Consider the following 26,172-nt stretch of genomic DNA (forward strand, 5'->3'; position numbering starts at 1 on the left):
GGGTTACTGGCCTCCCTGTAGCGCGGATTCTTCGGTGGGGTTGCCCTGTGATTCTAGTTCGGCTGTGGCGGTTGGTCCGTCATTGACCTGCGGTTGTGTCTCCTCAGGTAAGAGTTCTTCGTCTGTGGGTTGCTGCGGGGAGACCTCCTGGGTGGGCGGCGGCAGCACTGAGTGTGTCGTCGTGACGGTGACGGGGGCCGGGGGCTCTTCCTCCACCGTGGTGGTTTCCACGGTGTTGAGGGTAGTCGAGGCCTCAGTGGTGGGCTCCTCCGTGGTCTCCGGCGTGACGGTTTCGGTCACGATGATCTCCGTCGGCTGCTCCGTAGTCGTGGGTGCAGGTTCGCTGGAGTTCTCGGTGAAGAATTTATATCCCGCGAGCCCGATGCCCACGAGCGCAGCGATCGCTACTGCAATGAGCAGGCCGGTGCCGAATCCACCCTTCTTCGTCGGCGGTTCCGCTGTCGGCGGCTGTGTTGCCGGGCGCACCGTCGTGGGGTGGGCCATGTTGCCCAGCATCTCCGTCGAGGCGGAGGGGGAAGGTTCGGCGGCTAGCGGAGCGAGTGCGGCAGATTTCGGCTGCGGCGGGCGCTGGCCCTGGCGCACGGCCGAGATGGCGTTGGTGAACTCATTGCCGTCGGCAAAGCGGGTGTTAGGGTCCTTGCGCAGGGCAAGGCCGATCAGTTCACGCGTGGGCGCGCTTATCGACGTCGACAAGGGCTCCGGCGCCTGACTAATATGCGCCAGCGCTACCGATACCGAGGAATCACCGCTGAAGGGGCGATTGCCGGCGAGCATTTCATAGCCAACCACACCAAGCGAGTACACGTCCGAAGCTGGGCCGACCTCGTAACCTTGGGCCTGCTCCGGCGAGACGTACTGGGCGGTGCCGACCACCATGCCGGTGCGCGTCAGCGGCACGGCGGCGGCGGCCTTGGCGATGCCAAAGTCAGTGATCTTGACCTGCCCGTTTTGGGTAATCATGAGGTTGCCCGGCTTAATATCGCGGTGCACCAGGCCCATGTGGTGGATGACGGACAGGCCGTGGGAAGCCTGCTCCATGACGTCGAGCGTCAGTGTTTCCGGCAGTGCGCCTTCGCGGGCCAGCAGGTCCGCCAAGGATTCACCGCGAATGTATTCCAGGGCCATGAAACAGAAGGTGCGGCCGTTGTCCTCAAGCTCGCGGTAGTCGTAGGTGGCCACGACGTTCTCGGAGTCAATGGACTCTGCCGCCTTGGCCTCGTTGCGGAAGCGCGAGAGGAATTCGTTGTTATCGGAGAATTCCGGACGCAGCACCTTAATGGCTACCTCGCGGTCGTTGTGGACATCATCGGCAAGCCACACGGTGGACATACCGCCGTGGCCGACGATCCACTGCAGCTGGTAGTCCTCACCGATGAGTGCTTGTAGGTGTTCTTTGTTATCAGCGCTGTTCACTACTGCTCACCTCCGTATGCGCGCAGGATGGCGCGTCCAATCGGTCCGGAGACCTGTCCACCAGTAGCGCCTTCTCCCAGGTTGCCGCCGTCCTTGACCACGACGCCGACCGCAATGTCCTTTTCCGGGTCAAAGGCCACGTACCACACGTGCGGGGCAAGGCCCTCACCGTGCTCGGCGGTACCCGTCTTGGAGGCAAAGCCATTGCCGTCATAGCCCCAGGTGGAACGCTCAGAAGCGAACATGAGGTCCGTCAAGGTGTGGGCGGTGTCCTCGTCGATGGCCTCAGCGGCCTGACGTGGTTGAGTCGTGCGAAGCTCATTCATCTGGGCATCGGTGATGCGATTGATGAGGTAGGGCTCCATGCGCTTGCCTTTGTTGGCCACGGTGGCGGCCATGACCGCTGCCTGGAGGGCGGACATGGTGACGTCGCGCTGGCCGATGGCCGATTGGGCGACCTGCGCGCCGTCGCTTAGCTCGCCCAGCGCACCCGAAGAGGTCTCCACACCGAGCGAGTACTTCTCACCCACGCCGAAGCCTTCGGCGTACTTGCGCAGCTCATCGGCACCGATACCTTCGGACATCTCCACGAATGCCGTGTTGCACGAGAGCGCAAACGCGGTCTGGAGCGTGACGCTGTCCGCGCCACCGCAGGCCTGGTTGCCGTAGTTCGTGAGCTCCGTGACGGTATCCGGCAACGTGATAGACGCCGCGCCGGTCAGCGTGGAATTCGGATTGAAACCGTTGTTGAGGCCGGCAGCCGTGGTGATGATCTTAAAAATCGAACCCGGCGGCAGGGTCTCCTGCGTGGCATGGTTGATGAGCGGATTGCCCTCTTGATTCTGCAGCTGATCCCACGTTTCGGCCGCGTTGCCCCCGACGAGGTCGGAGACGTTGAAGCTGGGGCTCGACGCCATAGCCAGTACTTTCCCCGTGGAGGGCTGAATGGCAACGGCCGCGCCTTTGTAGCCTGGCCCGGCCAGCTGGTCATAGGCAGCCTGCTGCAGCGCTGGATCGATGGTGACCTCCACGTTGGCACCCTTCTGCGGCTTGCCGGAGAGCATATCGAGCCAGTTGTGTGCCAGCAGAGAATCATCTTTGCTGTTGAGGATGTCATTCTGCGAGGCTTCCAGCTGGGAGGCGCCGAAGCGCTCCGAGAGGTAGCCGGTGACATCAGCGAAGGCCGGGGAATCGGTGGGGTAGGAGCGCGAGTAATTGCCGTTCTCATCCGCGGTGGACTGCGCCAGAACCGTATCGCCGGCGAAGATCTGGCCGCGCGGGGTAGTGCGCATTTCCAGATAGCCGCGAACGTTCTTGGGATTGTGCGCGTATTTATCCGTCGAAAACGCCTGCACCACCGTGAGGTTCACGAGGAGGACGGCGGTGAGGAGGAGGGCAAAGAGGGAGACGAGGCGAATCGATCTATTCATCGGGTGGTCTCCTGGATGGCGGGGAACATGGACGTATCACTCGGAGCATTCGAGGTGAGCTCTCGCGCTGGGCGACGAGCCGCGTTGGAAATACGCAGCAGCACGGCCAGCAGCATGTAGTTGGCCATGAGCGAGGAGCCGCCGGCGGACATAAACGGCGTGGTCAAACCCGTCATGGGAAGCAGGGCAGAAATACCGCCGGTGACGACGAAAACCTGGACCGCGAGGGTGAGTGCCAAGCCCGAGGCCACCAGCTTGCCATAGGTATCACGGCAGGTCAGCGCCGTGCGGAAACCGCGGGAGACGAGCATGGCAAAGAGGATGAGTACCGCAGCCAGGCCCACCAAACCGAATTCCTCGCCGATACCAGCCAGGATGAAGTCCGAATGCGCCACCGGCACCATGTCCGGATGGCCCTGGCCCAAACCGGAACCAGTAATGCCGCCGGAGGACATGCCAAACAGCGCCTGGGACAGCTGGAAGCCGGTGGTGTCATAGTTGGCCAGCGGGTCAATGAAGTTGGAGAAGCGCTGCTGAATCTTGTCCGAGACCTGGTAGATGCCGAACCCGCCGATGCCCACGAGAATGACACCAATGATGAGCCAGCTCACGCGGTTGGTGGCCATGAAGAGCATGCCGAGCACCGTGCTAAACAGCAGCAATGCCGGGCCGAAGTCATTCGAGATGCCCATAATGACAATGGCGATGCCCCAAATCACGAGGATGGGGGCCAGGTCACGCAGGCGGGGCAGGGACAGACCCAGGAACTTAAAGCCCGCCACGGTGAACAGGGAGCGCTTCTGGGTAAGCAGCATGGCGAAGAACAAGATCAGCAAGATCTTGGAGAATTCGCCCGGCTGGATGGAAAAGGGTCCGAGCCACAACCAAATGCGGGCTTCCACTCCTGGCGGCTGCGGCCATACCAGCGGCAGCGCCAAGAGAATGAGGCCGAGCGCGCCCAAGATATAGGAATAGCGCGTCAGCGAGCGGTGATCCCGCAAAAGAACAAGTACCAGCGCAAAGAGGATAAGACCGACGACGGTCCACATCACCTGTCGCACCGCGAGTTCACCGCCACTGGCCAAGTCAAGGCGCTGCAACATGATAAGCCCCGTGCCGTTGAGCACCGCGACGATAGGCAGCATGATCTGGTCCGCGTAGGGCGCTAAGAAACACAGGAAGAGATGCGCTACAGCGAAGACTCCGATGAAGCCACCGATGAGGTAGAGCACGTCGAGGGTCAGCACGTTGCCTTGGGAGAGCTCGAGGCTCACCAAGGTGATGGCGAAAACTACCGTGGCGAAGACGAGCAGGCCGAACTCAGTTCCACGGGAAAAGAGCTTGCTCACCTACTTCACCTCCCGGCAGTTGCCCTGTGAGGGCTTGTCCGCATCCTTCTTGGCGTCCTTTTTCGCCTCATCCGCGGCGTCTTTGTCCTTATCCTTCGCGGCGTCTTTCGACGTGGCGCACGGCTTCAAGGCCTTCTCCGACAGGCGCGTTAGTTGTGTCTGCACCTCGTCATAGGAGCCTGCGGGCAGGTTGCCCACGGCTGCTCGTTCTGACTCGGGAAGATCCGTGAGCCTAAACGGCGCATACTCGCCTGTGCATTCACCGGTGCTCAGCTTGAGTGAATTGTCCTTGTTCAAGCACGCATGCTGATAGGTGTGGTGCAGGGAGCGGCCAAAGACCTCAAAATCCGCGCCTTGTTGGATGGTGAGGACCTCCTCCTCATCCGTAGTCACGTAATAGTTGCTGGCCAAGTGATTCTTCATCCACAGCCCGCCGCTCACCACAATCACCAACACGAGGACGAGGGAGGCGATAACCTTCCACCCCACCCGGCTGCGTCGCGGCGGCCGCTGCGGCTCATCCTCGGTGACCTCCCGGGGTTTTACCTCAGCGGCTTGTGCTTTTGGGGGCGAGATCAGCTTCGCAGCACGGCTGGCTGAAGAATCCGGATGCGTCGGCTCCGGCACGACGCCTTGGATGGCGCCGACGGTGATGGGGGAGACGTCGTCAAGCTCTGCGTCCACGACCTCCGCCACCACGATGGTGACGTTATCCGGACCGCCTGAACGCAATGCGAGATCGCGCAGCATAATAGCGGCCTCATCCACCGAACCTTGGTTCAGCGCCTGCTCGATGGTCGACGCCGTCACCGGATCCGATAGTCCATCCGAGCACAGCAGGATACGGTCGCCCACCTGGGCATCTAGCGTAAAGAGCGTCGGCTCCACCGGGCGGCCGGTGTAGGCCTTAAGGATCAGAGACTTTTGCGGGTGGGACGAGACATCTGCCGGGTCGAGCTTGCCCTCATCCACAAGTGACTGCACGTAGGTATCATCTTTTGTCACCTGAGAAAGCTTGCCGTCACGCAGGCGGTAGCCGCGGGAATCACCCACGTGGCACACGCCGAACTGAGAGCCATTGAACATCATGGCAGTCAGCGTGGTGCCCATGCCTTCGGTTTCCGGATGCTCATCCACATGGTCGCGGATTGCCGCGTTGGCATCTTCCGCCGCCGCGCCCAGCAGGGCCAGCATGTCGTTATCGCCCGGATCGCGCTCGAGGGGCGCCATGTGCTCCACCATCGTCGTGGACGCGACTTCGCCGGCGGCGTGGCCACCCATGCCGTCGGCAAGCACGAGCAGGTGAGGTCCCGCGTGGGCGGAATCCTCGTTATTGTCGCGGACCAAACCGCGGTCCGTCACTGCAGTAAATTTCAGGCTCAACGTCATGCCATCAACCTCACGGTCGTCCGACCAAGTTTGATATCCGAACCCACGCCAACGCGTTCCGGCTGGTCAATACGGGCACCACCCACGAAGGTGCCGTTGCGGGATTCCAAATCCTCCACAAACCACTCGCTGCCCCGACGGAACAGACGAGCGTGGTGGCCAGAGGAAAAATCATCACCAGTGACAAAATCACAGTCCTGCGCGCGGCCCATCGTACAGTCCTCGAGGGTGCCCAGTTCCATGTGGGAACCGCGCAGGGGACCCTCCACGATGGCGATTTCACGCGGCGCTTCTCGACGCCTCTGTGACCCCTTCACCGGGGCCGATGCCTGGTACACGCCGGCCGCCTTATTGGCGTCGCGGCGCATAGCGTTGAGCGCGACCAGAATAAACAGCCACAACAACACCAGCAGGCCGATGCGCAGCGACAGCAGCACGATCGAGTCCATGGACGGTCCTTACTTTAGGGGGAGTGGGGCTTAGTAATTCTGATTCTCAAGGCCCGTAATGCGGACCTCGATGTGGGAGTGGCCGAGGGTAATCACGTCACCATCAGCCAGCAGCCAGTTGTCAATCGGGGTGTCATTGACCGTGGTGCCGTTGGTGGATTGCAGGTCGACGAGCACAGCGTCCTGACCGTTCCACGTGATCTCAGCGTGCTGGCGGGAGACACCCGTATCCGGCAGGCGCAAGTCTGCGTCGGTGCTTCGGCCGAGGATATTGGAGCCTTCGCGCACGTGGTAGACGCGGGAGGAACCATCCTGCAGCATGAGCGTTACCGCTGGGCCGTGTGGCGTTGGTGCCGGCTCATTCGGGTTCGGCACCATGAAAGCGGTGGTTTTGGCCTCATCGGCGTTGTGCGGCTGGGTCATAGAGTCCTCCTGACCATGGTCGTCGTGGAAAATCGCATCGAATCCGGTTTCCTCTGTGGGCTCGTGGTCCAGGAAGGACGACACGCGCAGCTGGCCTGTACGCAGGCCTGACTCCTCCGCAATCCGCACGATGACCGGCCCCGCGAGGGACCAACCACTGTTGCGAATAAAACGAGTGAGTTGATCAGATAGATCCGTAGGAATATCTCGATTTTGGGAGAGGTTCTCAATGTCCTTGGAGGACACACCGACGGTCATGACGTTGGGGCTGTACAGCTTGCCGTCATCACCGCGGGACAGGTTGTCCTGCGCCTCCTGCTTGAGCAGCTCTTCAATCTCTGCGGGGACGACCTTGCCGCCAAAGACAAAGGCCATGCCGTTGTCCAATCCGCGCTGCAGGGAAGAATCCAGCTTGGCGAGTTTATCTAGCAATGCCATGGGGAAGTGCCGCCCTCCTTTCAAGAGTATTCCAGGGAACTATCTCACTGCGATGGTGGAATACAGCGATATAGCAGCGATCAGTATAGGTGTCTTTCCCCCTCTTAACGTAGACGCGCGCGGCAAAGTTCCCTGTGTATTCAGTAAAAAGCTCGGGTTTGCCAGCGGATTTGTCGATTCATTAGGGCGGCGTGCTAAAGTTAGCTGGTCGCCAAGACATCAATACCCTGCCCGGGTGGCGGAATTGGCAGACGCGCTGGCTTCAGGTGCCAGTGTCCTTATAGGACGTGCGGGTTCAAGTCCCGCCCCGGGCACGCTCAGACGGCCCCGTTCTCTTGTTGAGAGTACGGGGCTGTCGTCGTTTCGGGAAGGCCGGCGTTCAGGTCGTCGTTCACGGTAATTAGCGGCCAGAAATTCGAAATTTTTCGCCCTTATCTACCGTGAACGACAGCGGGTATCCGCAACGTCCCGAGTTCTCCGAGGGACAGGCAGCTGTGCGGGCCAAGATCGTGTCCCGTTTGCGGGCTTTCAACACAATAGCCGGGACCTAGTTCCGGCCTCAGTTGTCGTTAGGTGTTAGCGACACCCACCTAGAACTGCTCCTGAAGGTGCTAGCAGCACCAGCGCTGGGCCTCGCACGAGCATACTCTTAGAGCCCCCCACTTCGGTGTGGGAAGCCACAGAGGATCGATGTCTCGAGACATTGCTTTTCGTTGTATCTGGGCAGTTTTAGCTTCCGGGTTTTCTACCGGATCGATTTGGTGAGACATTGGTGCTGGTTGGACCGGAACGATCTCATGAGACATGCGGAACGATGTCTCCGAACCAGACACCGCCCCGGGCACGCTGTGAAGTCTCGAGACATCGTTCCGGTCGGTGTCTCGAGATTTTCTGTTTTTGGTTGCCCCAGAAACTCGCAATTCGACTCTCTGGGGCGTGTCTCGGAAGCTCAAGGCACCACATGATGTCCGCGTCGTTGTGATCGGCGGAGATCTCCCCGTCCGCCTCAGTCGTCGCCGTGGTGGTCTCGGTCGTCTCTGCGGTAGTCGTCGCAGTGCTGGTGGCCGAGGCGGTGGCGTCGGTGTTGCCTGACTCAGTGGCCTCACCGCAGGCGGCCAGCGCCAGGGTGGAGCCTTTCAGGGTCATATGGGGGCAGTGGAGAGAAAGTGGTGGATCAGTGGGCGGCGGTGGATGCCGGAGTAGGCGTGGTGTGTTCCTCCTTCGACTCGGTCGGAGCCAGGTGAGCCGGATCCAGATCAATGCGGCGCAACAGCTGGGCGTTCAGGGCCACCACGATGGTCGAGGCAGACATCAAGATCGCGCCCACGGCCGGGGACAGCACGAACCCGATCGAGGCGAGCACTCCGGCGGCCAGCGGCACGGCGAGGATGTTGTAGCCAGAGGCCCAGATCAGGTTCTGGATCATCTTGCGGTAGCTGGCCTGGGACAGCTCAATCATCGACAGCACTGCCCGCGGGTCATCGCTGGCTAGGACCACTCCGGCAGATTCCATGGCCACATCCGTGCCGGCACCGATGGCGATACCGACGTCCGCGCGGGTCAGAGCGGGGGCGTCATTGACACCGTCACCGACCATGGCCACGCTCAAACCTCGGTCCTGCAGCTGCGTGACCTTGGTGTCTTTGTCCTGGGGCAGGACCTCGGCGAAGACCTCATCAATGCCTAGGTCCTGACCAACCGCCTGGGCCACCTGCTGGGCGTCGCCGGTGATCATCGCGACCTTCACCCCGCGGTCCTGCAGGGCTTTCACGGCGGCGCGGGATTCGGGGCGGATCTTGTCCTCGACGGCCACCGCACCGATGATCTGACCGTCGCGGACAATATGGAGCACACCGGCCCCACGCCCGGTCCAGGCGCTGGTGGTGTCGGTGAGCTCGGCCGGGGTGGTGAGGTTGAACTCGCGCAGCATGTTCGGCCCGCCCACGAGGATCTCAGCGCCATCGACAGTGGCCCGGACCCCCCGGCCGGAGGCGGCGCTGAAACCAGTTGCACGGATTTGCCGACGGGAGGCCTCGGGATGGGCGGCCGCGGCCGCCACGATGGCGCGGGCCACGGGGTGCTCGCTGTCGGCCTCTGCGGCGGCGGCCAGGGCCAGCAGCTCGCCCTCGGTGACGCCGTCAGCTGTCGCGACACCGGTGACCGCGTGCGCACCCTCGGTCAGGGTGCCGGTTTTGTCGAAGAGCACCACGTCGATGGTGCGCATCCGCTCGAGCGCCATCCGGTCCTTGATGAGCACCCCGGATTTCGCGGCCCGCTCGCTGGAGATCGCAATGACTAGCGGAATCGCCAGGCCCAGGGCATGCGGGCAGGCGATGACCAGCACCGTGACCGTGCGCACCACGGCATCGTCCGGGCTGCCGATAATGGTCCACACCACCGCGGTGATCAGAGCGGAGATCAGCGCGAACCAGAACAACAACGCCGCCGCCCGATCCGCCAGGGCCTGGGCCCGGGAGGAGGACTCCTGGGCGTCGGCAACCATGCGTTGGATCCCGGCCAGGGCGGTGTCCCCGCCGGTAGCCTCCACCCGGATGCGGACGGTGTTGTCGGTGGCCACGGTGCCGGCGACCACCTTGTCACCGGTGTCGCGGAAGACGGGACGGGATTCGCCGGTGATCATTGCCTCATCGAATTCGGCGGCTCCGTCGAGGATGGTTCCGTCGGCCGGCACCCGGGCACCGGCCCTCACCAGCACGACGTCGTCGATGACCAGCTCGGAGATGGCCACGGTGCGGGTGGTCCCGTCGATGACTTTCTCGGCCTCATCTGGCAGCAGGGCAGCCAGCGCGTCAAGCGCGGAGGACGCGGCCCCGAGAGCGGACATCTCCAGCCAGTGGCCCAGCAGCATGATGGTCACCAGCAGGGCCAGCTCCCACCAGAAGTCCAGCTCAAAACCGCCCAGCCCCAGAGTGGTGACCCAGGAGGCGACAAACGCCACGGTGATGGCCATGGCGATCAGGAGCATCATCCTGGGTTGGCGGGATTTCAGTTCTTTCCATCCGCCCTTGAGGAAAGGCGTTCCGCCGTAGACGAAGATGATCGTGCCCAGCACCGGGGGGATCCAGGTGGATCCGGGGAATGCCGGGAGGTGGTAGCCAAGCAGGTTGGCGACCATGGGGCTGAAAGTAACGACGGGAATGGACAGAATCAGCGACCACCAGAAGCGGTCCCGAAACATTGCGGTGCTGTGTCCGGCGTGTTCGCCGTGACCATGAACGTGGTGGTCATCGTCCAGGGCGGAGTGCGGGTGATCGTGGGGCATCGCCTGGCCGTGGGTGTCGGCATCTGCGTGGTGTTCGTGGCTGGCATGATCCGGGTGGTAGGTGTGGTCTGTTTCCGGAGCGGGGTGATCACCATGGTGATCGCCGGAATGGTGGGGAGTGCTCATGACGTTCCTTTCCACTCAACCCGGTCGGGGTCGAGATGATGGGTAAAACTGATCAGGATAAGACGGTGTAGCCGGCGTTCTCGATGGCCCGGCGAACCATCTCCGGAGGTGCGACACCGGTGACCGTGACGGTGGAAACTCCACCAGCAGCGAGATCAATCTGGACGTCGTCGACCTGGGGGAGGGCCTGAAGGGCCTGGGTCACGCTTTTCGCGCAGTGCCCGCAGGTCAGGCCGGTGACCTGGTAGCTAGGGGACGACCCTCCGGCTGACGAGTCGCCGGCGGCAGGGATGGAGGCGGTGTCGGAAGGTGAGGCAGGCCCGCAACAGCTGCAGCCGTGGGAGGCCATCGGCAAGAGGCGGGGCGGGGAGGTGATCATGGGAAAGCTCCTTCGGTTCGGTGGGGTGCGGCGATGCCGCTCTCTAGCGTATACCCCCCTGGGGTATATTTTCAGTATACCCCCTGGGGGTATATTCTCAATGGGTGGAGGGCACGGCCCTCACGAGGGCCGGGTCCTCACCTGCGCCTGTCTCCCGTGTCACTGAAATCTTTTACCAAGGAAGGTTAAATCATGACGAACGCGTTTTCCCGACGACAGTTTCTGCTCGGCGGGCTCGTCCTCGCCGGCACCGGGGCCGTGGCCGCCTGCACCAGCGACCCTGGACCCGCTACCTCGGCACCAGGGCCCTCCCTTCGCCCCACTCCCACCCCCACTGCGCTCGGTGAGCCGACGGTGCGCCGGACACTGACCGCCCGGCCCCTCTCTCTGGATATCGGCGGCATCGAAGCCAAGACGTGGGGATACGTCTCTGACACCGGGGATGCGGCCATTGAGGCCACCGCCGGCGACGTCCTCCAGGTCGATATCACCAATGAACTGCCTGAGAGCACCTCCATCCACTGGCATGGCATCGCACTCCACAACGCAGCCGACGGTGTGCCCGGCATGACCCAGGACCCCATTGAACCTGGCGAGTCTTTCTCCTACGTTTTTGAAGTCCCCCACGGTGGCACCTACTTTTACCATTCCCACACCGGCCTGCAGCTTGATCGCGGCCTCCACGCCCCACTGATCATCCGTGACCCGCAAGACGCTGAGGACCAGGACGTCGAGTGGACCATCGTGCTCGACGACTGGGTCGATGGCATTCAGGGCACTCCCGACGATGAGCTCGACAAGCTCACCGGAATGGGTTCGGGCGACCATAACGGGAGGATGAGAACTGGAGGTCACGGCCATATGATGCACGGCACCCCGGACCGGGTACTGGGCGGGGATGCCGGCGATGTGATGTATCCGCACTACCTCATCAACGGACGTATCCCCCGTGCTCACCGGACCTTCGAGGCTCGCCCGGGCGACAAGGCCCGCCTGCGGTTTATCAACTCCGGCGGTGACACCATCTTCAAGGTGGCCCTCGGTGGTCACCGCATGACCGTCACCCACACCGACGGCTTCCCTGTCCAGCCCTGGGAGACCGAATCGATCTACCTGTCGATGGGCGAGCGTGTCGACGTCGAGGTCATCCTCGGCGACGGCATCTTCCCGCTCACGGCTTTGGCGGTGGGTAAGGACGACCGCGCCTTCGCCGTCATCCGCACCGCCGGCGGCCAGGCCCCCCACCCCGATGTCGACTTCCCCGAGTTGTCGTCCACCGGACTGCTTCTGTCCTCCCTGAAACCAGCAGACCGTGCACTCCTGCCCGAGGGCACATCAGACCGAGAAGTCAGCATCGACCTGGGCGGGCAGATGATGCCGTATGAATGGAGCATTCTCACCGACGGCCAATCCTCCTCCGCGACCGTGCAGGAGGGCCAGCGCCTGCGGATGGTCATGCGCAACAGGACCATGATGCCCCATCCCATGCACATCCACGGCCACACGTGGGCGCTGCCCGGCAGCGGCGGACTACGCAAGGACACCGTCCTTCTCCGCCACGGTGAAACCATGATCGCCGACCTGATCGCTGACAACCCCGGTGAGTGGGCATTTCACTGCCATAACGCCTATCACATGGAAACCGGGATGCTCAGCTCGCTTCGCTACGAGTAACCTCCACAGCAGGGTGGAGTGCCGAGGTGGGCGGGGGTGTCCCCCGAGTAGTGGACACGGCGTTGGTGTCAGGGTTGAGCAGTGTGTGTCAGGAGTCGACGGGATTGAAGTATGCGTCAGCGCGCACGGCAGCAAGTTCAATGATGCGGTCGTAGCGCTTGTTAAAGCCGACGTTTTTGGCGCTATTTACCGTGAGCGTCATTGTTCGTGAGCCGAGTTAGGGAATCGGCACGCTGTGTAGGCGTGCCAGGCCGGTGGTGAGGACCCACACGGAGCCGGTGGCTACGAGTGCGCCGGAGAAGGCGACGGCCGGGGCCACGCCGAGCAGTTGGCCTGCGAAGCCGCCAAGGAGCGCGCCGACCGGCATGATGCCCCATTCCACAAAGCGCATCGTGCCTAGTACGCGGCCGCGAATTTCTTCAGGGGCAAAGGCTTGGCGCAGGCCGGCGGCAAGAGCTTGGCTGGTCATGATGCCCCAGCCGCACAAGCCTGCCCCGAGGTAGATGAGGAGCAGCGGGGTCGTGACGTGGCCAGCAAGCGCCATGCACACCAGTCCCATGGCTGCTATCACCGGGCCACACAGGAGCACCCGTCCAGCGCCCACAGCCTTGGCCAGGTGGTTTGCTGTCAGCGCGCCGGTGGCGCCGAGAAGAGCGATGGCGAGGAAAACCAGCCCGATGCCGATCGTGCTGACGTGCAGCTCACGCGCGAGGAACACCATGAGAACCGAGAAAGCCGCGTTCATACCCAGCGAGACGGCGGCGCCCGTGCCGGTGAGGCCGAGCAAGCGGTTATCGCGAACGACGGAGCTCACGCCGGTTTTTACGTCTTCCCACACGGTGGCGTCGGCGGTGGCGGTAGAGGAATCGGGCCCAATCATGCGGAGGCTGGCGGCGGAGATGAGGTAGGAGAAGGCGTCGATAAGCATGGCGAGGGGCGCACCTACCGTGGAGATAAAGACTCCCACGAGGCCCGGGGCGGTGAGTGAGGCGATGCCGGAGGTGGTCTGCAGCGCGCCGTTGGCCTGCACAAGGTCGCCGTCGTCACCGACGATGTCCGGCATCTGCGCCTGGCAGGCCACGTCAAAGACGAGGTTGCCCAGGCCAACGACGAAAGCGACAAGGCACAGGTGGGTAAACGTGATGCCATCGACAAGGAATGCCACCGGAATCGTGAGAACGGCCAGCGCACGAAGGAGGTCGGAGGCGATCATGAGCGGGCGGCGCCGGCGGCGGTCCACGAGCGATCCGACGAACAGGCCGAAGAGTAGGTAGGGCAGGTTATCCAGGGCGCCGAGGATGCCCATGTGGAGGGGGTTAGAATCAAGAAGCGTGACTGCAATGAGCGGCAGTGCCATGAACGTAACCTGGGAACCGAGTGCGGATATGGCTTGGCCGCCGAGCAGCCAGCGAAACGGGTGCTTCATGTCCCTTCTCCCTTACACTGTAAGTTTCACCTTTTATCGTAGTCCAGCGGCCGCCCAGAAGGAGGTCACGTGTCACAAATCATTACGCGCGATGCCATCGTCGAGGCAGCCATCGCCATTGGTGATGAAAAGGGCCTCGAGCGTGTGTCCATGCGTGCCGTCGCCGGCCGTCTGGGCGTGCAGGCGATGTCCCTCTACCACCACGTGCGCAACAAGGCCGAGCTTCTCGACGCCATCCATGAACACCTCATCCTCGAACTCACCCTCCCCGCGGAGTCCCCAACCTGGGAGGCAGCATTGCGCAGCGCTGCCGGTGCCTACCGCGCCCTTGCCCTGCGCCACCCCAATCTCTTCGTGCTCGTGGCTACCCGTCCGATTTCCACACCGGCGGAAATCGCGCACATCGCGCCGACATTGATGGTCTTCGACGAGGCCGGAATCCCTCCCGAGCAGCAGCTTTTTAGCGTCCAGTCATTCTTCTGCGCGCTCAACGGCTACCTCTTGGCGGAGGTTGCCCCCACGCCCGGCCACCCCGAGGTTCCCGATTCCCCCATCCCCGTTCCACCAGAAGGTGCCCCTTCCGTCTTGACTCTCCTCGCTTCCCTCGACGGCCAGCAGCCTTCTGGCACTGCGGGCGAGAACTTCCTCACCGCTTCCTTCGACACCTTCGTCGATGTCTTCCTCACCGGACTGGCCGAACGCCTAGGTGTGCAGTAGCGCGCTGCGCTTCTGTGGTGCCGCTGATAAAGTAACGCCTTGTGTTCTCAGGTTTCCTCGCATCTGTTCTGTCTGTCCTCACCGCAGTAGCGTCCATGTTCGGCATTAATCACGCTGCCGCCGACGATTCCGGCGCGCGTGAGGTTCTGCAAGCCACGAGCAACATTGACGCGAAGGACGATCGAGTCGCCGCACTGTGGCAGAACGAGTCACGGGAATGCTCGGCAGGCTACATCGGCAATGACTGGTGGCTCACCGCTACGCACTGCTTGGGCCGCAACCTGCGCCTTACCCAGGCAGACGGTGATAGCGCCAAAGTTGTCGCCTCCACCCCGGTGGCGGAGAAGTCAGACATTGCTTTGCTCAAGGCGGAACCCATGGAGGCTGAAGCCTTCGAGCTGCCCAACCGCCCTCTGCGTGTGAACGAAAAGCTCCTCCTCGTGGGCTTCGGCGGGTCCCACACGTTTTCCTCGGAGGCCGTGTCCCGCATTGAGGAGACTGGTGTAACGCACGAAATCGAAGGCCACGAATTTGAGAACCTGCTCAAATCGCACTCTTTGTTCTCCTCACGCTCCTGCAGCGGTGACTCCGGCGCCCCGCTCTACCAGGACACCACGATCTTTGCGGTGCATACCGGCGGTGAAGAGAATGAGTCTTGCGCAGACGGCACGCGCCGCCGCATGTGGCATAGTGAAATCTACCCTCACGTCGCGACGCTCACTGCGCTCATGGAGAGCTATGACGAGGAGGAGGCAGTCGCCCAACGCGAGGAGGCTGAAGCCGAGAGCGTGCGCCAAGCTCGCGCCCAAGAGCGCCGCCAGGCCCCCGCGGAAAAGCCCTCCGAACAGCGCACCGAGCAGCCGAAGAAAGACCGCAGCAGCAGCCTAAGCAACCTCTCTTCCTGGTAATAGCGCCCATACAGCAAGCGCTCAGATTCAGGCGCTAAGCTCGCTCCTTATGAAAAACGGCTTCTTGCAGCGCGCTTTCCTCGCCATCCTCCTCGGCACCGCTGCCCCCATCCCAGCGCACGCTGAGACCATGGAGACCTCAGCTGCACAGGACCTGGGTATAAATGATCCGGACTGCCAACCCACTGGCCCCGTCACCGAACCCGTCGTCCTCCTCCACGGCACGTCGGCAAACTCGGCCGAATGGAATGATCTCATCCCAAAACTCACCGAGCAGGGCATGTGCGTGTGGGCCTTCGACTATGGTGCGGATGACCTGGCCTTCCAAAACGCCTACCCGTACATGAAGGGCATTGCGGATTTAGAGTCCTCCGGGCGTGAAATCGCCCAGCATATCGAGTACATCCGCGGCGTTACCGGGGCAGAGAAAGTAAACCTCGTGGGCTTTTCCCAGGGTGGGCTGCACACGAAGTCGCTCACGCAGCTGTATGGCTCGCCCGATGAGGTGCGCCGCGTGGTCACAGTGGGGGCGAATTTTCACGGGACGACGTGGGGTGGAAGGGCAGCGTCGCTCAGCGCGGCGGCGAAAGTTGCACCTGACGTGACCACGTTCTTTGGCACCACCGCGGGCATCGAGCAGCTGCAGGGTTCGGACTTTATGGAGAAGCTGAACCAGCAGCCGGACACCGCGCCGGGAATCACCTACACGTCCATTTACTCGCCCGTGGACAACACCGTGACTCCGAATGAGACCTCGCAACTGACTGCAGTGCCGGGCGCGGACGTGGCCAACGTGGAGTCAGTGCCGGTTGAGCATGGAAAACTGCCCCATGATCCGCGCGTACACGAGCAGATCGTGTGGGGCTTGACGCGCTCATGACACAGATTCAAGGAGCCATCGACGCGGAAGGGCGGTGCCGGCACTGGCACACGCTTGTCGACGTCGTCGCCAACAAGTGCAGCACCTGTACCGGTTGGTTCGCGTGTTCCTTGTGTCATGCGGAGCTCACCGATCACGAGTTCGGCGCCATGCCGAAAGATGAGCTGTGCGTCATGTGTGGCGCGTGCGGCCATCAGATGACCTTCGCGGAGTATTCGGCATATAAATGCCCCGCGTGCGGGCATGCCTTCAATACTGGTTGCGCGCTGCACGCGGGGACGTATTTTCGCTAGTTGCTTAAGGCAAAAGAGGGGCCAGCGGGGTGCCCTCGACGAGAGTCTTGAGGTACGCCACGATGTCCGGGACGTAGATGGTGAAGGAGCCGAAGGTCACCGGAATCGTCGGGAAAGCATTGTTGGCTGGGGCTGGGGCTTGTGTGCCACCAGATTTGCTGCCATTTCCGTTCTTAGCTGGGGCCGGCTGCTTGTCGTGGGCCGGTGCGCCTTGGTTGTTGCCATTATTATTTGTGGGGGCGGTCTTGTCCCCGCCGCCGTTGTTAGCGGGGGCAGCATTGCCGCCGCCGTTGAGGCCGCAGCGAGCGATGGCCTCGTCGGCGCGGGCGATAGCGTCACGGATTTCGCCGCCGCGCGGGTGGAAGTTCGCAGCAGCAAGGGCCTGGGACTTCTTGCTGTTGTAGTCGGACGGGTTGGTGTAGTACTTCGATGCCTGCTCGCAGGAGATCTGACCAGCCGGCACCTTGGCCAGGTAGTCATCGACCATATCGGCCGAGGCAGCAGGGCTAGCAAGGCCGACGGTGACGGCTGCAGCAGCGGAACACAGGACAAGCTTGTTTCTCATGCGCCACATTGTGCCACACCTTTTACACTTTCGCGCTAGTGCTCCTGCCCCAGGAAGCGATTTACCAGCGAAGAATACGCTTTCACAGTGAGATCTAAGTCTTCTAGGTAGAGGTGCTCATCGTGGCTGTGCAGCTGCGAGTTCGCGCTGGCCATGTCCCGATCCTCCGCATGCAGCGCAAAGCCATAGGCGTTGCCGCCGCGGTGTCGCGCCACGCGCAGATCCGAGCCACCCGTGGCCAACACTGGCAGCACCTTCTTATCGGGGAAGAACTCGTGCGCGGTGTCCTCAATGCAGCGCCACAGCTCAGTATCGGTAGAAGACTGCGTGGCATCCTCAGTAATAAGGTGCTCAATTTCTACTTCGTCGGCCATATCGCCCAGCGCCTCACGCAGGAACTCGTCGAGCTCCTCCTGCGTCTGGCCAGAGAAGGGGCGAATGTCCATCTCCAGGTAGGCGTGGGAGGGCAGAACGTTAATCGCCCCGCCGGCGCGCAGCACGGTCTGGGACATCGTTGTGTGCGAGAACGCATGGGCATAGGCGGCCAAATCACCGAACTTTTCGTAGTCGGTGGCGGTAGCGGAGCCGTCGAGAAGCGCTGCTTCCGTTGCGGGGTCAAAACGGAAGGTCTTGACGAATCCCTGCCACACCTCATCCATCGCGATGGGCGGCTCAGCAGCGGCGATGCGGCGGGCCACCTCGCCAATCTTGACGATGGCAAAATCCTTCCCAAACGGCGTCGAGCCATGGCCGGCATCGCCATGCACGTGCAGGCGGCGCTGGCCCGCACCTTTCTCACCCACGTTGAAGCCCAGCGCGCCGGGCAGGTGGCTGCCGCCGGTCTCCGAGAGGCAGTTGCGCACCGAGTAGGCCTCAGGGTGGTGCTTATCCATCCAGATGGAACCCAGGCCGCCGCGGGCCTCCTCGTCAGCCATGCCGACAAACGCTAAGGTGCCGCCGGGGTTGCCGCGCTTGGCGACGTCCCTCGTTACCGCCGCCATCGTCGCCGTAATAAAAAGCATGTCCACCGCGCCACGGCCGTAGAGCTTGCCGTCCTCAATGACGGCGTCGAAAGGCGGCTTCGTCCACTTCGGCTCGTCCACGGGCACGACATCCGTGTGGCCCATGAGGGTCAGCGGCTCCTTGTCGGGGTCTCCCGGAACGGTCACCACGATGGTCACGCGGCCCGGATGGGACTCGTAGCGCTGAATCTCCACCGCGGTGCCGTCGAAAAACTTCTCCAAGGTGTCGGCGTTGCGGACCTCGTGGCCGGAATCCGGTGTGAGATCGTTAACGCAGGCATTGCGGATGAGTTCCTGAAGAAGGCCGAGGGTGTCGTCGTAGAGAGTCATGGCCATCAAGGGTAGTCCGCGGAAGGAAAAGGCGGAGATTTTCCACAACTTGAACGCCGTTCAAGTAAGGTTTCTGCCATGAGCATCGTAGATATCGCACGCGAGAAGGCCCTCGAGCAGGGTATTGGCCTCAACGAAGAGGAACTCCTTCAGGTCCTCCAGATCCCCGATGAGCAGCTGGAAGAGATCGCTGACATCGCCCACAAGACCCGCCTCAAGTGGTGCGGCCCAGACGTGTCCGTCGAAGGCATCATCTCCATTAAGACGGGCGGCTGCCCGGAGGATTGCCACTTCTGCTCGCAGTCCGGCCTCTTCGAGTCCCCCGTGCGGGCGGCCCGCCTTAACATCCCTGAGTTGGTCGAAGCCGCCAAGAAGACCGCCAAGACCGGCGCGACGGAGTTCTGCATCGTCGCCGCGGTGAAGTCCCCGGACGAGAACCTCTTGAGTCAGGTCGCGGAAGCTATCCCGGCCATCCTCGATGAAGTGGACATCGAGATCTCCTTGTCCCTCGGCACGCTGACCCTGGAGCAGGCGCAGCGTCTCAAGGACATGGGCGCCCAGCGCTACAACCACAACCTGGAGACCTCTAAGTCCTTCTTCCCCAACGTGGTCACGACCCACTCCTGGGAAGAGCGCAAGGAGACCCTTGACAACGTCCGTGCCGTGGGCATGGAGGTCTGCTCGGGCGGCATCATCGGTATGGGTGAGTCCCTCGAGGACCGCGCCGAATTTGCCTACCAGCTGGCCCAGATTGAGCCCTGCGAGGTTCCGATGAACTTCCTCGACCCGCGCCCGGGCACCCCGTTTGCGGATCGCCCGCTCGTCCCGCTCGGTGAGGCGCTGCGCGCGGTGGCCGCCTTCCGTTTGGCCATGCCGTCGGTAACGCTGCGCTTTGCCGGTGGCCGCGAGCTCTCCCTCGGTGACGACGGCACGGAGAAGGGCCTGCTGGGCGGCATCAACGCCATCATCGCCGGCAACTACCTCACTACGCTGGGCAAGCAGATTGAGAAGGACGTCGACATGCTCGGCCGCATCGACCTGCCCATCAAGGCCCTCTAATGGCCGCTTCGCAGGGCGAATCGACGGAGCTTGTGGCCGCCGTCCTCGCCGGGGAGGAGCCGCAGTTCCACCCCAACACTGGCAAGCCGCTCAGTGAGAACTTTCCCCTCCACCCGGCGGCCGCGGCCGGCCTCGACGTGCCACGCTATTGCCAGCTGTGCGGACGCCGCATGGTGGTCCAGGTCCGCCCGGACGGCTGGAGCGCGCGCTGCTCGCGCCACGGCGAGCTTGACTCGGAGGATATCTACGAGGAAACCTTTGGCTAACTAGAGTGGGCGCCATGGATCCCGCCGTCGCCCACGCCCACCAGTCCGCGCTGCGCTCGATTTCCCGCGTTGTCACGGAAATCGCGTCACCTACGCCAGCGGAGCAGGCGCTTGCCGACGTCTCCCGCCAACTCCGCAACGGCAACGTCATGGTCCTCACGGGCGCAGGCGTCTCAACGGAATCCGGTGTGCCGGACTACCGCGGGCCGAAAGGATCGCTCAGCCGCCACCGGCCCATGACGTACCAGGAGTTTCTCCATGATCCGGACGCGTCGCACCGTTATTGGGCCCGCGCCTTCGTTGGCTGGCGCGTCATGCAGGCCGCACGTCCCAACCGCACGCACTATGCGCTGGTGGAACTTGAGCGCGCCGGGCTGCTGACGGGTGTGGTGACCCAGAACGTTGATGGCCTTCACGAGGAGGCAGGTCAGCGCAACCTCATTGCCCTGCACGGCGATATGCAGCAGGTGGTGTGCTTGAGCTGTGGGTATGAGGAAAAGCGAGCGGATTATGATGCCCGCGCGGCCGCGGCCAACCCGGGATTTCTCGAGCGCTGGGTGGTGGACACGGCGGATGTGAACCCGGATGGCGACGTGGCGTTGAGCCAGGAAGCGGTCGCGGAGTTCCGCATGCCCGGCTGTGTGCGCTGCGGCTCGCCGCGGCTCAAGCCAGACGTGGTCTACTTTGGCGAGCCCGTGCCCACGGTGAAGAAGGACGCGGCCTATGAGATGGTGGCGGCCGCCGAGTCTCTGCTGGTTGCTGGGTCCTCACTGGCAGTGATGAGTGGTTTCCGTTTCGTGCTCGAGGCGCAGAAGCAGGGCAAGCGCGTGGCCACCATCAATGGCGGGCCCGGTCGCGCTGACGACCGCGTGGATACCCTGTGGCGCACCCAGGTGGGTCCTGCATTCGATGCGCTTCTCGACGCCCTCGACCTTTAAACGCTTCGTCTGGCCCCTTAGCTCGCCGAAGCTCTAGCTTCGGCGAGCTGATCGAGGTCATCAGAAATCAACTGGCACACCCGTTTATCCATGGGCATGTCCTCGTGCCGAATGAGGGCGCGGCGGTCGATGTCTTGGATAAAGATGTTGCGCACCTTCTGGCCGTTGAGGAAGCACGTGGTGGGAGGGACGACGACGGCGTCGGATCGCGTGGCGATGCACGTGTAGCTCACATCGTCTTCGACCTCGCTGCCGCGATTAGTGGCCTCGACGATGTCGCTGCCGGAGACTTGTTGCATGCCGGCGGGGCCAAACCAGCCGTCGATAAGCGAGCGCACCACGTCTTCTTGGCGCTCGCTGCGGAAAAGGGGACTGGCAATTCCTCCCTGCGTCGTCCCGTGATTCGGGGAGCTAATACACACCAGGTGGTGGACGCGATCCGCACGATCGTGCATCCGCATCCAATACCGCGCAAGCAGCCCGCCCTGCGAATGGCCCACGAGGATGGCCTGTTCTGCCCCGGTAACGGTGAGGACGGCGTCGATGTACGCATCCAGCTGACGTGCCGATTCCTGAATCGGGCCGGTAGCGCGGTTGCCATAATCCGGGGCAAAGACCGCCCAGCCGTTCTCACGCAACAGACCGGCGAGGACCTGCCACACGCCTTTGGTGTCGCACGTTCCGTGGATGAGGATGACAGGCCAGGGTCGTTCGGTCGTGGGGCGCGCGGACCAGTCGTCTTCACACACGCCGCGGGTACGCAATCGGGCACCGAGGGGAAGCGGGGGAGTGGACATGGCGCCACAGTTTACGCCGTGTGCCCTACCGCCAACGGCGGCATAAACGCCGACCGTATGGTTGCCGCGGCCGTCGTGCAAAGAATAATCATTAAGGTATCCTCGCTGTCATGTCTCTCCACCTTGAAGACCAGCTGTGCTTTTCGCTGTACCGAGCCGCGCGTTCGGTGATCCGTTCTTACGCCCCGTTGCTCGAGGAGCTTGGCATCACCTACCAGCAGTACCTCATGCTCATGATCCTGTGGGATAGCGAGGAGCCGGTGACCCTGGAATCCATGGAGAAGCGCCTCCAGCCAGAGTCTGGCACCTTTGAGGGCCTGGTGAAGGGCTTGGAAGAATCCGGTCTCGCCACCGTCGAGAACGGCACGGTCACCATCACTCAAAAGGGTATTGACTTGAAGCCGCGCGCCGTGTGCATCCCAGAGACCATCCTCAACGAGTACCGCAAGTCCGGAGTGGACCTCGTGGAGTTCCGCGAGTCCTTGGAAATCGTGCGCGAAGCCGGTGAGGCTTCCAAGATGGAGTATCCCAACTAGACTGGCCGGCATGACCGACCTGCAGCATGCCCACTCCGTCACCGAGGCGGTTAACCGCCTCTGCGAGCTCTATGAAAGCTCCTGTGAGCTGGCGCGCGAAGCGCTGGCCTCGGGGGACCATGACGCCTACCGCCACGTGGTCTACCCCAAGATCATCGTGCAGGTCCGCGAATGGACCCCCATCGACCGTTCCGAGCCCTTCGGTTACGTGGATCAAGAGGGGCGCTATTCGGCGGTTATTTCTAAACCGTGGCTCATACGCGGCTACCTGCTTGAGCAGCTCACCAGGCTGACCAGCAATTATCCGTGCGATATATACGTGGGCCAGTCGGACGAGCGCATCCCGCCGGAGTACATCCGGGGCGCCGGCCCCTTGCCTGAGAATCGTGGAGAGATTCCCCGCCCTACCTTGGATGCGGTGCATGATGGCATCGTCGACGGCGCGTGGAAGGCTTTCCACGGCAAGGAGAAGCCGCTTTTCCACTTCGGCCCGCAGCGCTTCGACATTGCATGCGCCCGCATTGAGCACTACACGGGCATCGAGGTGAATTCGGTCCAGAAGTACATCCTGTTCACCAACTACGCCATGCACACCACGGAGTTCGTCAAGTTTGGCTTGCGCGAGCTGGCGCGGGAGGATTCGCGCTACACGGCGCTGGTGTTGCCGACAGGTGAGACGATTCATCCTAATGACGCCGTGCTTCTCGACGTCGACGAGCTTACTCTCACCTCGCGCTTCCAGATGCCCCGCTTCGACCTCATCACCGCGGGCGGCGATGGCATCACGATGATCAATATCGGCGTCGGCCCCTCGAATGCGAAGACCATCACGGATTGCCTCGCGGTGCTGCGCCCTGAGGCGTGGATCATGATCGGCCACTGCGCAGGGCTCGATGGCCGCATGCGCATCGGCGACCTCATCCTGGGCAACGCCTACCAGCGCGAGGACCACATCCTCGACGGCATCGTCGCGGCCGGCAACCCGATTCCCGCCATCCCGGAGATCCAGCGCATGCTGGAAGCCTCGGTGGAGGAAGTGTACGGCGAAGATAATTCGCTCATGCGCACCGGAACGGTGCTCTCCACCGATGACCGCAACTGGGAATGGCGCACCTCCCGCGATTTGTGGGAGTGGCTGCGCCACTCCACCGCCGTGGCCGTGGACATGGAATCCTGCACTCTGGCTGCTAACGGCTACCGCTACCGTATCCCGTACGGCACGCTGCTATCCGTGTCCGATCTGCCTTTGCACGCCGTGCCCAAGCTTCCCGCCCAAGCGCAGGCTTTTTACTCCAATTCCAAGGAGGCACACGTGATGTGCGCGGTGCGCGCGGTGGAGGCCTTGGCGGAGAATCCGGAACGCCTGCGCACCCGCAAGTTGCGCCGAACGGTAGCGGAGGTTCCGTTCCGCTGAGGTAGATGATTAAACTGAGGGAAATACAAAATCTGGCGAAGGAGACCTAGACAATGAGCACCCCGGAATGGTGGAACCCGGAACGCGAAAACCTAACGTGGGAGGTCTTCGGCGAGGCTAGCCGCTACCTGTCCCAGGAGATTGTGGATTCGGGCTGGTTTCCGGACCTCATCGTTGGCGTTGCCCGTGGTGGCCTCATCCCGGCCGGAGCCATTGGCTACGCCATCGGCGTGAAGGAAATGGGCGCTATCAACGTGGAGTTCTACACCGATATCGGTGAAACCCTCCCAGAGCCCATCCTGCTCAACCCGCAGCTGGATACGGACTCGCTCAAGGATAAGAAGGTTCTCGTCGTCGATGACGTGGCTGACTCCGGCAAGACCCTCGACCTTGTGGTCAACCTCCTGGAGCAAACGGCCTCCGAGGTCAAGTCCGCCGTTATCTACACCAAGCCCACCACCATCTTCGAGCCGGACTTTTCCTGGAAGAAGACCGACCAGTGGATTAACTTCGCCTGGTCCGTCCTTCCGGTCATCACGCGCGATGGCTCTTACAAGGAAGGTCATTAATGCCAGAAGCCTCCGCCGGAACTTTCCGCGCGGCCTTCACCTCGCCCGCCCGCTTCCGCAAGGAAGTGTTTGGCGGGCTTGCTGTTGCGCTAGCCCTCATTCCGGAAGTCCTAAGTTTCTCCATCCTCGCCGGCCTTGACCCCAAAGTGGGCCTATTCGCCTCCGTCATCATGGCGATGTCGATCGCAATCACCGGTGGCCGCCCCGCCATGGTCTCGGCCGCGGCGGGGTCCGTCGCCGTGGTCATCGCGCCCCTGGCACATGAGCATGGCCTGCACTACGTCCTCGTCACCATCTGGATGGCGGGAATTCTGCAGGTGGTGATGGCGCTGCTGGGCGTCGCTAAGCTCATGCGTTTCATTCCACGCAGCGTCATGTTGGGATTCGTCAACGCCCTGGGCATCCTCATGTTTACCGCGCAGCTGTCCCACCTGTGGAATGTGCCGTGGCTGGTCTATGTGCTCGTGGCGCTGGGCCTGGTCATCATGGTGCTGTGGCCGCGGGTGACGACGGCCGTGCCCGCCCCGCTCGTGGCGATTCTCGTGGTCAGCGTGCTTACCGTGGCGTTCGGCTGGGACGTGCCCGACGTGGCGGACCAGGGCGAGCTGCCTACGTCGCTGCCTGGGTTCATCATCCCGGACGTGCCGTGGACGATGGACACGCTCATGCTGTGTCTGCCCTACGCCCTCGGCGTGGCGCTGGTGGGACTCATGGAGTCCCTGCTCACCGCCAAGCTTGTCGACGACCTCACCGATACCCACTCCGATAAAACCCGCGAATCCGTGGGCCAGGGCATCGGTAATATGCTGGCGGCCGCGATTGGCGGCATGGGCGTGTGCGCGATGATTGGGCAGACCATGATCAACGTCAAGGAATCCCAGGCACGCACGCGCTTGTCGACGTTCCTCGCCGGCGTCTTCCTCCTCATCCTCATGCTCGTGCTGGGCGATACGGTGGGGCGTATTCCTATGGCCGCGCTCGTGGCGGTCATGTTCATGGTGTCGTTCCACACGGTGGATTGGCACTCGGTGCGCACGCTGCGCCGCATGCCGTTGAGTGAGACCGTCGTCATGCTCGTTACGGTGGTGGGAACGTTGGCCACGAATAACTTAGCCGTCGGTGTCATCCTCGGCGTCCTCACCGCCACGGTGGCCTTTGCGCGCCGCGTGGCGCACCTAGTGTCGGTGGAGCTGGAAGGCAACGTCTACACCGTGCGCGGCCAGCTCTTCTTCGCCTCCTCCAATGATCTGGTCTACGCCTTTGATTACACCCTGCCGGTGAAGGAGGTCATCGTGGACTTCAGTCGGGCCGATATTTGGGACGCGTCGACCGTGGCGGTACTCGACTCCGTGGAGAGCAAATACGCTGCGCGCGGGGTCACGGTGTCCTTCCGTGGGCTGGATGTGGCGAATGAGCAACGCTACCGCCGTCTCAGCCAGGGGTTGCGGAAATAGCAGGCGCAGCTTAGGTAAAGCTGTCCCAAAAACTGTTATGACGTGCGAATTTGCTAAAGCTTACCTTGCTAGCGCGGGCGAGGTTTTTCTGTATTGTGGGTAACACCAAAACGCACGAAAGGAATAACTCTCATGGATGAGAAACTGCAAACGCTCCTTAACGCCCAGGTCAACAACGAGCACGGCGCGGCCCTGATTTACACTCAGCTGGCCTACGAGATGGACAATCTGTCCTTCCCGGGAATGCGCGATTGGTTCTTCAAGCAGGCAGAGGAAGAGCGCGAGCACGCGCAGAAGTTTGCTGAGCACCTGCTGGACCGTGGCTACCGCGTCGAGCTGGAGGATATCCAGGTGGGCTCCGTCAAGGCAGCCACCCCGCTCGATGCCTTCGAGGCCTCCCTCGCGCATGAGCAGAAGGTCTCGGAGCAGATCCGGGAGATTGCCCGCACTGCGGATGCCGCTGGCGATCTCGATTCCCGCCCCCTCATCAACTGGTTCCTCGATGAACAGGTGGAGGAAGAGGCCAGCGTGTCTGAGGTTATCGACCAGCTGAAGCTGGTCGGCAACGATGGTTCCGGCCTCCTGCGCATCGATAGCTCGCTGGCAGAACGGTAACGAAGCCAT

At 62.5% G+C, this 26,172-nt stretch carries 25 protein-coding genes and 1 tRNA gene; 14 read left to right on the top strand and 12 right to left on the bottom strand.

Annotation, left to right across the window (positions count from 1 at the left end; translation table 11 throughout):
- Nucleotides 1-3: 3 nt before the first annotated feature.
- From I6J26_RS06135 to I6J26_RS06160, 6 genes are read right to left on the bottom strand one after another with little or no spacing between them, the layout of a single operon-like run.
- Nucleotides 4-1,434, bottom strand: a complete 1,431-nt coding sequence (locus tag I6J26_RS06135; protein ID WP_115020915.1) for a serine/threonine-protein kinase — start codon at nucleotides 1,432-1,434, stop codon at nucleotides 4-6.
- The gene (locus I6J26_RS06140) at nucleotides 1,434-2,864 is read right to left on the bottom strand and encodes a penicillin-binding transpeptidase domain-containing protein (RefSeq protein WP_115020916.1); all 1,431 of its coding nucleotides are present in this window, start codon (nucleotides 2,862-2,864) and stop codon (nucleotides 1,434-1,436) included. Before I6J26_RS06140 ends, I6J26_RS06135 begins: the two co-directional genes overlap by 1 nt.
- The gene (locus I6J26_RS06145; protein ID WP_115020917.1) at nucleotides 2,861-4,213 is read right to left on the bottom strand and encodes an FtsW/RodA/SpoVE family cell cycle protein; all 1,353 of its coding nucleotides are present in this window, start codon (nucleotides 4,211-4,213) and stop codon (nucleotides 2,861-2,863) included. The genes I6J26_RS06140 and I6J26_RS06145 overlap by 4 nt, the downstream gene beginning before the upstream one ends.
- Nucleotides 4,214-5,602, bottom strand: a complete 1,389-nt coding sequence (locus tag I6J26_RS06150; protein ID WP_115020918.1) for a PP2C family protein-serine/threonine phosphatase — start codon at nucleotides 5,600-5,602, stop codon at nucleotides 4,214-4,216.
- Nucleotides 5,599-6,051, bottom strand: coding sequence for an FHA domain-containing protein FhaB/FipA (locus tag I6J26_RS06155; protein WP_039673007.1), 453 nt, complete (start codon nucleotides 6,049-6,051; stop codon nucleotides 5,599-5,601). Before I6J26_RS06155 ends, I6J26_RS06150 begins: the two co-directional genes overlap by 4 nt.
- Before the next feature lie 30 nt (nucleotides 6,052-6,081).
- Entirely contained in the window at nucleotides 6,082-6,912 is an 831-nt protein-coding gene (locus I6J26_RS06160) for a DUF3662 and FHA domain-containing protein (protein WP_115020919.1), read from the bottom strand.
- Nucleotides 6,913-7,141: 229 nt separating this feature from the next.
- On the opposite strand from I6J26_RS06160, the gene I6J26_RS06165 reads away from it, so the two are divergent.
- Nucleotides 7,142-7,226: transfer RNA gene (locus I6J26_RS06165), tRNA-Leu, on the top strand.
- 860 nt (nucleotides 7,227-8,086) lie between these two features.
- Here I6J26_RS06165 and I6J26_RS06170 read toward each other — a convergent pair.
- On the bottom strand, nucleotides 8,087-10,321 hold the full coding sequence (locus tag I6J26_RS06170; protein ID WP_115020920.1) for a copper-translocating P-type ATPase: 2,235 nt from the start codon (nucleotides 10,319-10,321) through the stop codon (nucleotides 8,087-8,089).
- 52 nt (nucleotides 10,322-10,373) lie between these two features.
- Entirely contained in the window at nucleotides 10,374-10,700 is a 327-nt protein-coding gene (locus I6J26_RS06175) for a heavy-metal-associated domain-containing protein (protein WP_115020921.1), read from the bottom strand.
- A 192-nt stretch (nucleotides 10,701-10,892) separates the two neighbouring features.
- Between I6J26_RS06175 and I6J26_RS06180 the strand changes: the two genes are divergently transcribed.
- Nucleotides 10,893-12,374 (top strand): multicopper oxidase family protein, encoded by a 1,482-nt coding sequence (locus tag I6J26_RS06180; protein ID WP_115020922.1) that lies wholly within the window; start codon nucleotides 10,893-10,895, stop codon nucleotides 12,372-12,374.
- Nucleotides 12,375-12,591: 217 nt separating this feature from the next.
- Here the strand turns inward: I6J26_RS06180 and I6J26_RS06190 are convergent, their stop codons facing one another.
- On the bottom strand, nucleotides 12,592-13,800 hold the full coding sequence (locus tag I6J26_RS06190; protein WP_115020923.1) for an MFS transporter: 1,209 nt from the start codon (nucleotides 13,798-13,800) through the stop codon (nucleotides 12,592-12,594).
- A 69-nt stretch (nucleotides 13,801-13,869) separates the two neighbouring features.
- On the opposite strand from I6J26_RS06190, the gene I6J26_RS06195 reads away from it, so the two are divergent.
- The 4 genes from I6J26_RS06195 to I6J26_RS06210 are packed head-to-tail and all read left to right on the top strand — an operon-like array spanning nucleotide 13,870 to nucleotide 16,598.
- Entirely contained in the window at nucleotides 13,870-14,517 is a 648-nt protein-coding gene (locus I6J26_RS06195) for a TetR/AcrR family transcriptional regulator (RefSeq protein WP_115020924.1), read from the top strand.
- 41 nt (nucleotides 14,518-14,558) lie between these two features.
- The gene (locus tag I6J26_RS06200; protein WP_115020925.1) at nucleotides 14,559-15,425 is read left to right on the top strand and encodes a trypsin-like serine protease; all 867 of its coding nucleotides are present in this window, start codon (nucleotides 14,559-14,561) and stop codon (nucleotides 15,423-15,425) included.
- Nucleotides 15,426-15,474: 49 nt separating this feature from the next.
- Nucleotides 15,475-16,305 carry an esterase/lipase family protein gene (locus I6J26_RS06205; protein ID WP_115020926.1) on the top strand — a complete coding sequence of 277 codons (831 nt, stop codon included), beginning with the start codon at nucleotides 15,475-15,477 and terminating at the stop codon, nucleotides 16,303-16,305.
- The gene (locus I6J26_RS06210; protein ID WP_115024191.1) at nucleotides 16,302-16,598 is read left to right on the top strand and encodes a CHY zinc finger protein; all 297 of its coding nucleotides are present in this window, start codon (nucleotides 16,302-16,304) and stop codon (nucleotides 16,596-16,598) included. The genes I6J26_RS06205 and I6J26_RS06210 overlap by 4 nt, the downstream gene beginning before the upstream one ends.
- Before the next feature lie 4 nt (nucleotides 16,599-16,602).
- On the opposite strand, the gene I6J26_RS06215 is transcribed toward I6J26_RS06210, so the two are convergent.
- Nucleotides 16,603-17,163, bottom strand: a complete 561-nt coding sequence (locus I6J26_RS06215; protein WP_239121857.1) for a hypothetical protein — start codon at nucleotides 17,161-17,163, stop codon at nucleotides 16,603-16,605.
- A gap of 35 nt (nucleotides 17,164-17,198) precedes the next feature.
- Complete coding sequence (locus tag I6J26_RS06220) at nucleotides 17,199-18,515, bottom strand: M20/M25/M40 family metallo-hydrolase (RefSeq protein ID WP_115020928.1); 1,317 nt, start codon at nucleotides 18,513-18,515, stop codon at nucleotides 17,199-17,201.
- Between the two features lie 78 nt (nucleotides 18,516-18,593).
- Between I6J26_RS06220 and bioB the strand changes: the two genes are divergently transcribed.
- The 3 genes from bioB to I6J26_RS06235 are packed head-to-tail and all read left to right on the top strand — an operon-like array spanning nucleotide 18,594 to nucleotide 20,778.
- Nucleotides 18,594-19,574, top strand: a complete 981-nt coding sequence (gene bioB / locus I6J26_RS06225; RefSeq protein WP_039673030.1) for a biotin synthase BioB — start codon at nucleotides 18,594-18,596, stop codon at nucleotides 19,572-19,574.
- A complete protein-coding gene (locus I6J26_RS06230) occupies nucleotides 19,574-19,840 on the top strand; it encodes a hypothetical protein (RefSeq protein WP_039673032.1) in 267 nt (88 codons plus the stop codon). The genes bioB and I6J26_RS06230 overlap by 1 nt, the downstream gene beginning before the upstream one ends.
- A gap of 14 nt (nucleotides 19,841-19,854) precedes the next feature.
- A complete protein-coding gene (locus I6J26_RS06235; RefSeq protein WP_115024193.1) occupies nucleotides 19,855-20,778 on the top strand; it encodes a Sir2 family NAD-dependent protein deacetylase in 924 nt (307 codons plus the stop codon).
- A 17-nt stretch (nucleotides 20,779-20,795) separates the two neighbouring features.
- On the opposite strand, the gene I6J26_RS06240 is transcribed toward I6J26_RS06235, so the two are convergent.
- Nucleotides 20,796-21,575 carry an esterase/lipase family protein gene (locus I6J26_RS06240; protein ID WP_115020929.1) on the bottom strand — a complete coding sequence of 260 codons (780 nt, stop codon included), beginning with the start codon at nucleotides 21,573-21,575 and terminating at the stop codon, nucleotides 20,796-20,798.
- Between the two features lie 110 nt (nucleotides 21,576-21,685).
- Here I6J26_RS06240 and I6J26_RS06245 point away from each other — a divergent pair, with 110 nt between their 5' ends.
- From I6J26_RS06245 to I6J26_RS06265, 5 genes are all read left to right on the top strand, one after another.
- Nucleotides 21,686-22,111, top strand: a complete 426-nt coding sequence (locus I6J26_RS06245) for a MarR family winged helix-turn-helix transcriptional regulator (protein ID WP_115020930.1) — start codon at nucleotides 21,686-21,688, stop codon at nucleotides 22,109-22,111.
- 10 nt (nucleotides 22,112-22,121) lie between these two features.
- On the top strand, nucleotides 22,122-23,525 hold the full coding sequence (gene amn, locus I6J26_RS06250) for an AMP nucleosidase (protein WP_115020931.1): 1,404 nt from the start codon (nucleotides 22,122-22,124) through the stop codon (nucleotides 23,523-23,525).
- A 53-nt stretch (nucleotides 23,526-23,578) separates the two neighbouring features.
- A complete protein-coding gene (locus I6J26_RS06255; protein ID WP_039673041.1) occupies nucleotides 23,579-24,094 on the top strand; it encodes a phosphoribosyltransferase in 516 nt (171 codons plus the stop codon).
- Nucleotides 24,094-25,548: a SulP family inorganic anion transporter gene (locus I6J26_RS06260; RefSeq protein ID WP_115020932.1), complete on the top strand. Its 1,455-nt coding sequence runs from the start codon at nucleotides 24,094-24,096 to the stop codon at nucleotides 25,546-25,548. The genes I6J26_RS06255 and I6J26_RS06260 overlap by 1 nt, the downstream gene beginning before the upstream one ends.
- Nucleotides 25,549-25,680: 132 nt before the next feature.
- Nucleotides 25,681-26,163 (top strand): ferritin, encoded by a 483-nt coding sequence (locus tag I6J26_RS06265; RefSeq protein ID WP_070671713.1) that lies wholly within the window; start codon nucleotides 25,681-25,683, stop codon nucleotides 26,161-26,163.
- Nucleotides 26,164-26,172: the final 9 nt, after the last annotated feature.

Origin of the sequence: Corynebacterium minutissimum (assembly GCF_016889765.1) — a bacterium.
Classification (GTDB): Bacteria; Actinomycetota; Actinomycetes; order Mycobacteriales; family Mycobacteriaceae; genus Corynebacterium; species Corynebacterium minutissimum_B.

What these genes read in the sequence shown, in the direction of transcription:
- I6J26_RS06220 (WP_115020928.1), bottom strand. Translation starts at nt 18,515, where the DNA reads ATGACTCTCTACGACGACACCCTCGGCCTTCTTCAGGAACTCATCCGC.
- I6J26_RS06230 (WP_039673032.1), top strand. Translation starts at nt 19,574, where the DNA reads ATGGCCGCTTCGCAGGGCGAATCGACGGAGCTTGTGGCCGCCGTCCTC.
- bioB (WP_039673030.1), top strand. Translation starts at nt 18,594, where the DNA reads ATGAGCATCGTAGATATCGCACGCGAGAAGGCCCTCGAGCAGGGTATT.
- I6J26_RS06155 (WP_039673007.1), bottom strand. Translation starts at nt 6,051, where the DNA reads ATGGACTCGATCGTGCTGCTGTCGCTGCGCATCGGCCTGCTGGTGTTG.
- I6J26_RS06190 (WP_115020923.1), bottom strand. Translation starts at nt 13,800, where the DNA reads ATGAAGCACCCGTTTCGCTGGCTGCTCGGCGGCCAAGCCATATCCGCA.
- amn (WP_115020931.1), top strand. Translation starts at nt 22,122, where the DNA reads ATGACCGACCTGCAGCATGCCCACTCCGTCACCGAGGCGGTTAACCGC.
- I6J26_RS06180 (WP_115020922.1), top strand. Translation starts at nt 10,893, where the DNA reads ATGACGAACGCGTTTTCCCGACGACAGTTTCTGCTCGGCGGGCTCGTC.
- I6J26_RS06175 (WP_115020921.1), bottom strand. Translation starts at nt 10,700, where the DNA reads ATGATCACCTCCCCGCCCCGCCTCTTGCCGATGGCCTCCCACGGCTGC.
- I6J26_RS06240 (WP_115020929.1), bottom strand. Translation starts at nt 21,575, where the DNA reads ATGTCCACTCCCCCGCTTCCCCTCGGTGCCCGATTGCGTACCCGCGGC.
- I6J26_RS06235 (WP_115024193.1), top strand. Translation starts at nt 19,855, where the DNA reads ATGGATCCCGCCGTCGCCCACGCCCACCAGTCCGCGCTGCGCTCGATT.
- I6J26_RS06150 (WP_115020918.1), bottom strand. Translation starts at nt 5,602, where the DNA reads ATGACGTTGAGCCTGAAATTTACTGCAGTGACGGACCGCGGTTTGGTC.
- I6J26_RS06265 (WP_070671713.1), top strand. Translation starts at nt 25,681, where the DNA reads ATGGATGAGAAACTGCAAACGCTCCTTAACGCCCAGGTCAACAACGAG.
- I6J26_RS06160 (WP_115020919.1), bottom strand. Translation starts at nt 6,912, where the DNA reads ATGGCATTGCTAGATAAACTCGCCAAGCTGGATTCTTCCCTGCAGCGC.
- I6J26_RS06205 (WP_115020926.1), top strand. Translation starts at nt 15,475, where the DNA reads ATGAAAAACGGCTTCTTGCAGCGCGCTTTCCTCGCCATCCTCCTCGGC.
- I6J26_RS06140 (WP_115020916.1), bottom strand. Translation starts at nt 2,864, where the DNA reads ATGAATAGATCGATTCGCCTCGTCTCCCTCTTTGCCCTCCTCCTCACC.
- I6J26_RS06260 (WP_115020932.1), top strand. Translation starts at nt 24,094, where the DNA reads ATGCCAGAAGCCTCCGCCGGAACTTTCCGCGCGGCCTTCACCTCGCCC.
- I6J26_RS06170 (WP_115020920.1), bottom strand. Translation starts at nt 10,321, where the DNA reads ATGAGCACTCCCCACCATTCCGGCGATCACCATGGTGATCACCCCGCT.
- I6J26_RS06245 (WP_115020930.1), top strand. Translation starts at nt 21,686, where the DNA reads ATGTCTCTCCACCTTGAAGACCAGCTGTGCTTTTCGCTGTACCGAGCC.
- I6J26_RS06210 (WP_115024191.1), top strand. Translation starts at nt 16,302, where the DNA reads ATGACACAGATTCAAGGAGCCATCGACGCGGAAGGGCGGTGCCGGCAC.
- I6J26_RS06255 (WP_039673041.1), top strand. Translation starts at nt 23,579, where the DNA reads ATGAGCACCCCGGAATGGTGGAACCCGGAACGCGAAAACCTAACGTGG.
- I6J26_RS06215 (WP_239121857.1), bottom strand. Translation starts at nt 17,163, where the DNA reads ATGAGAAACAAGCTTGTCCTGTGTTCCGCTGCTGCAGCCGTCACCGTC.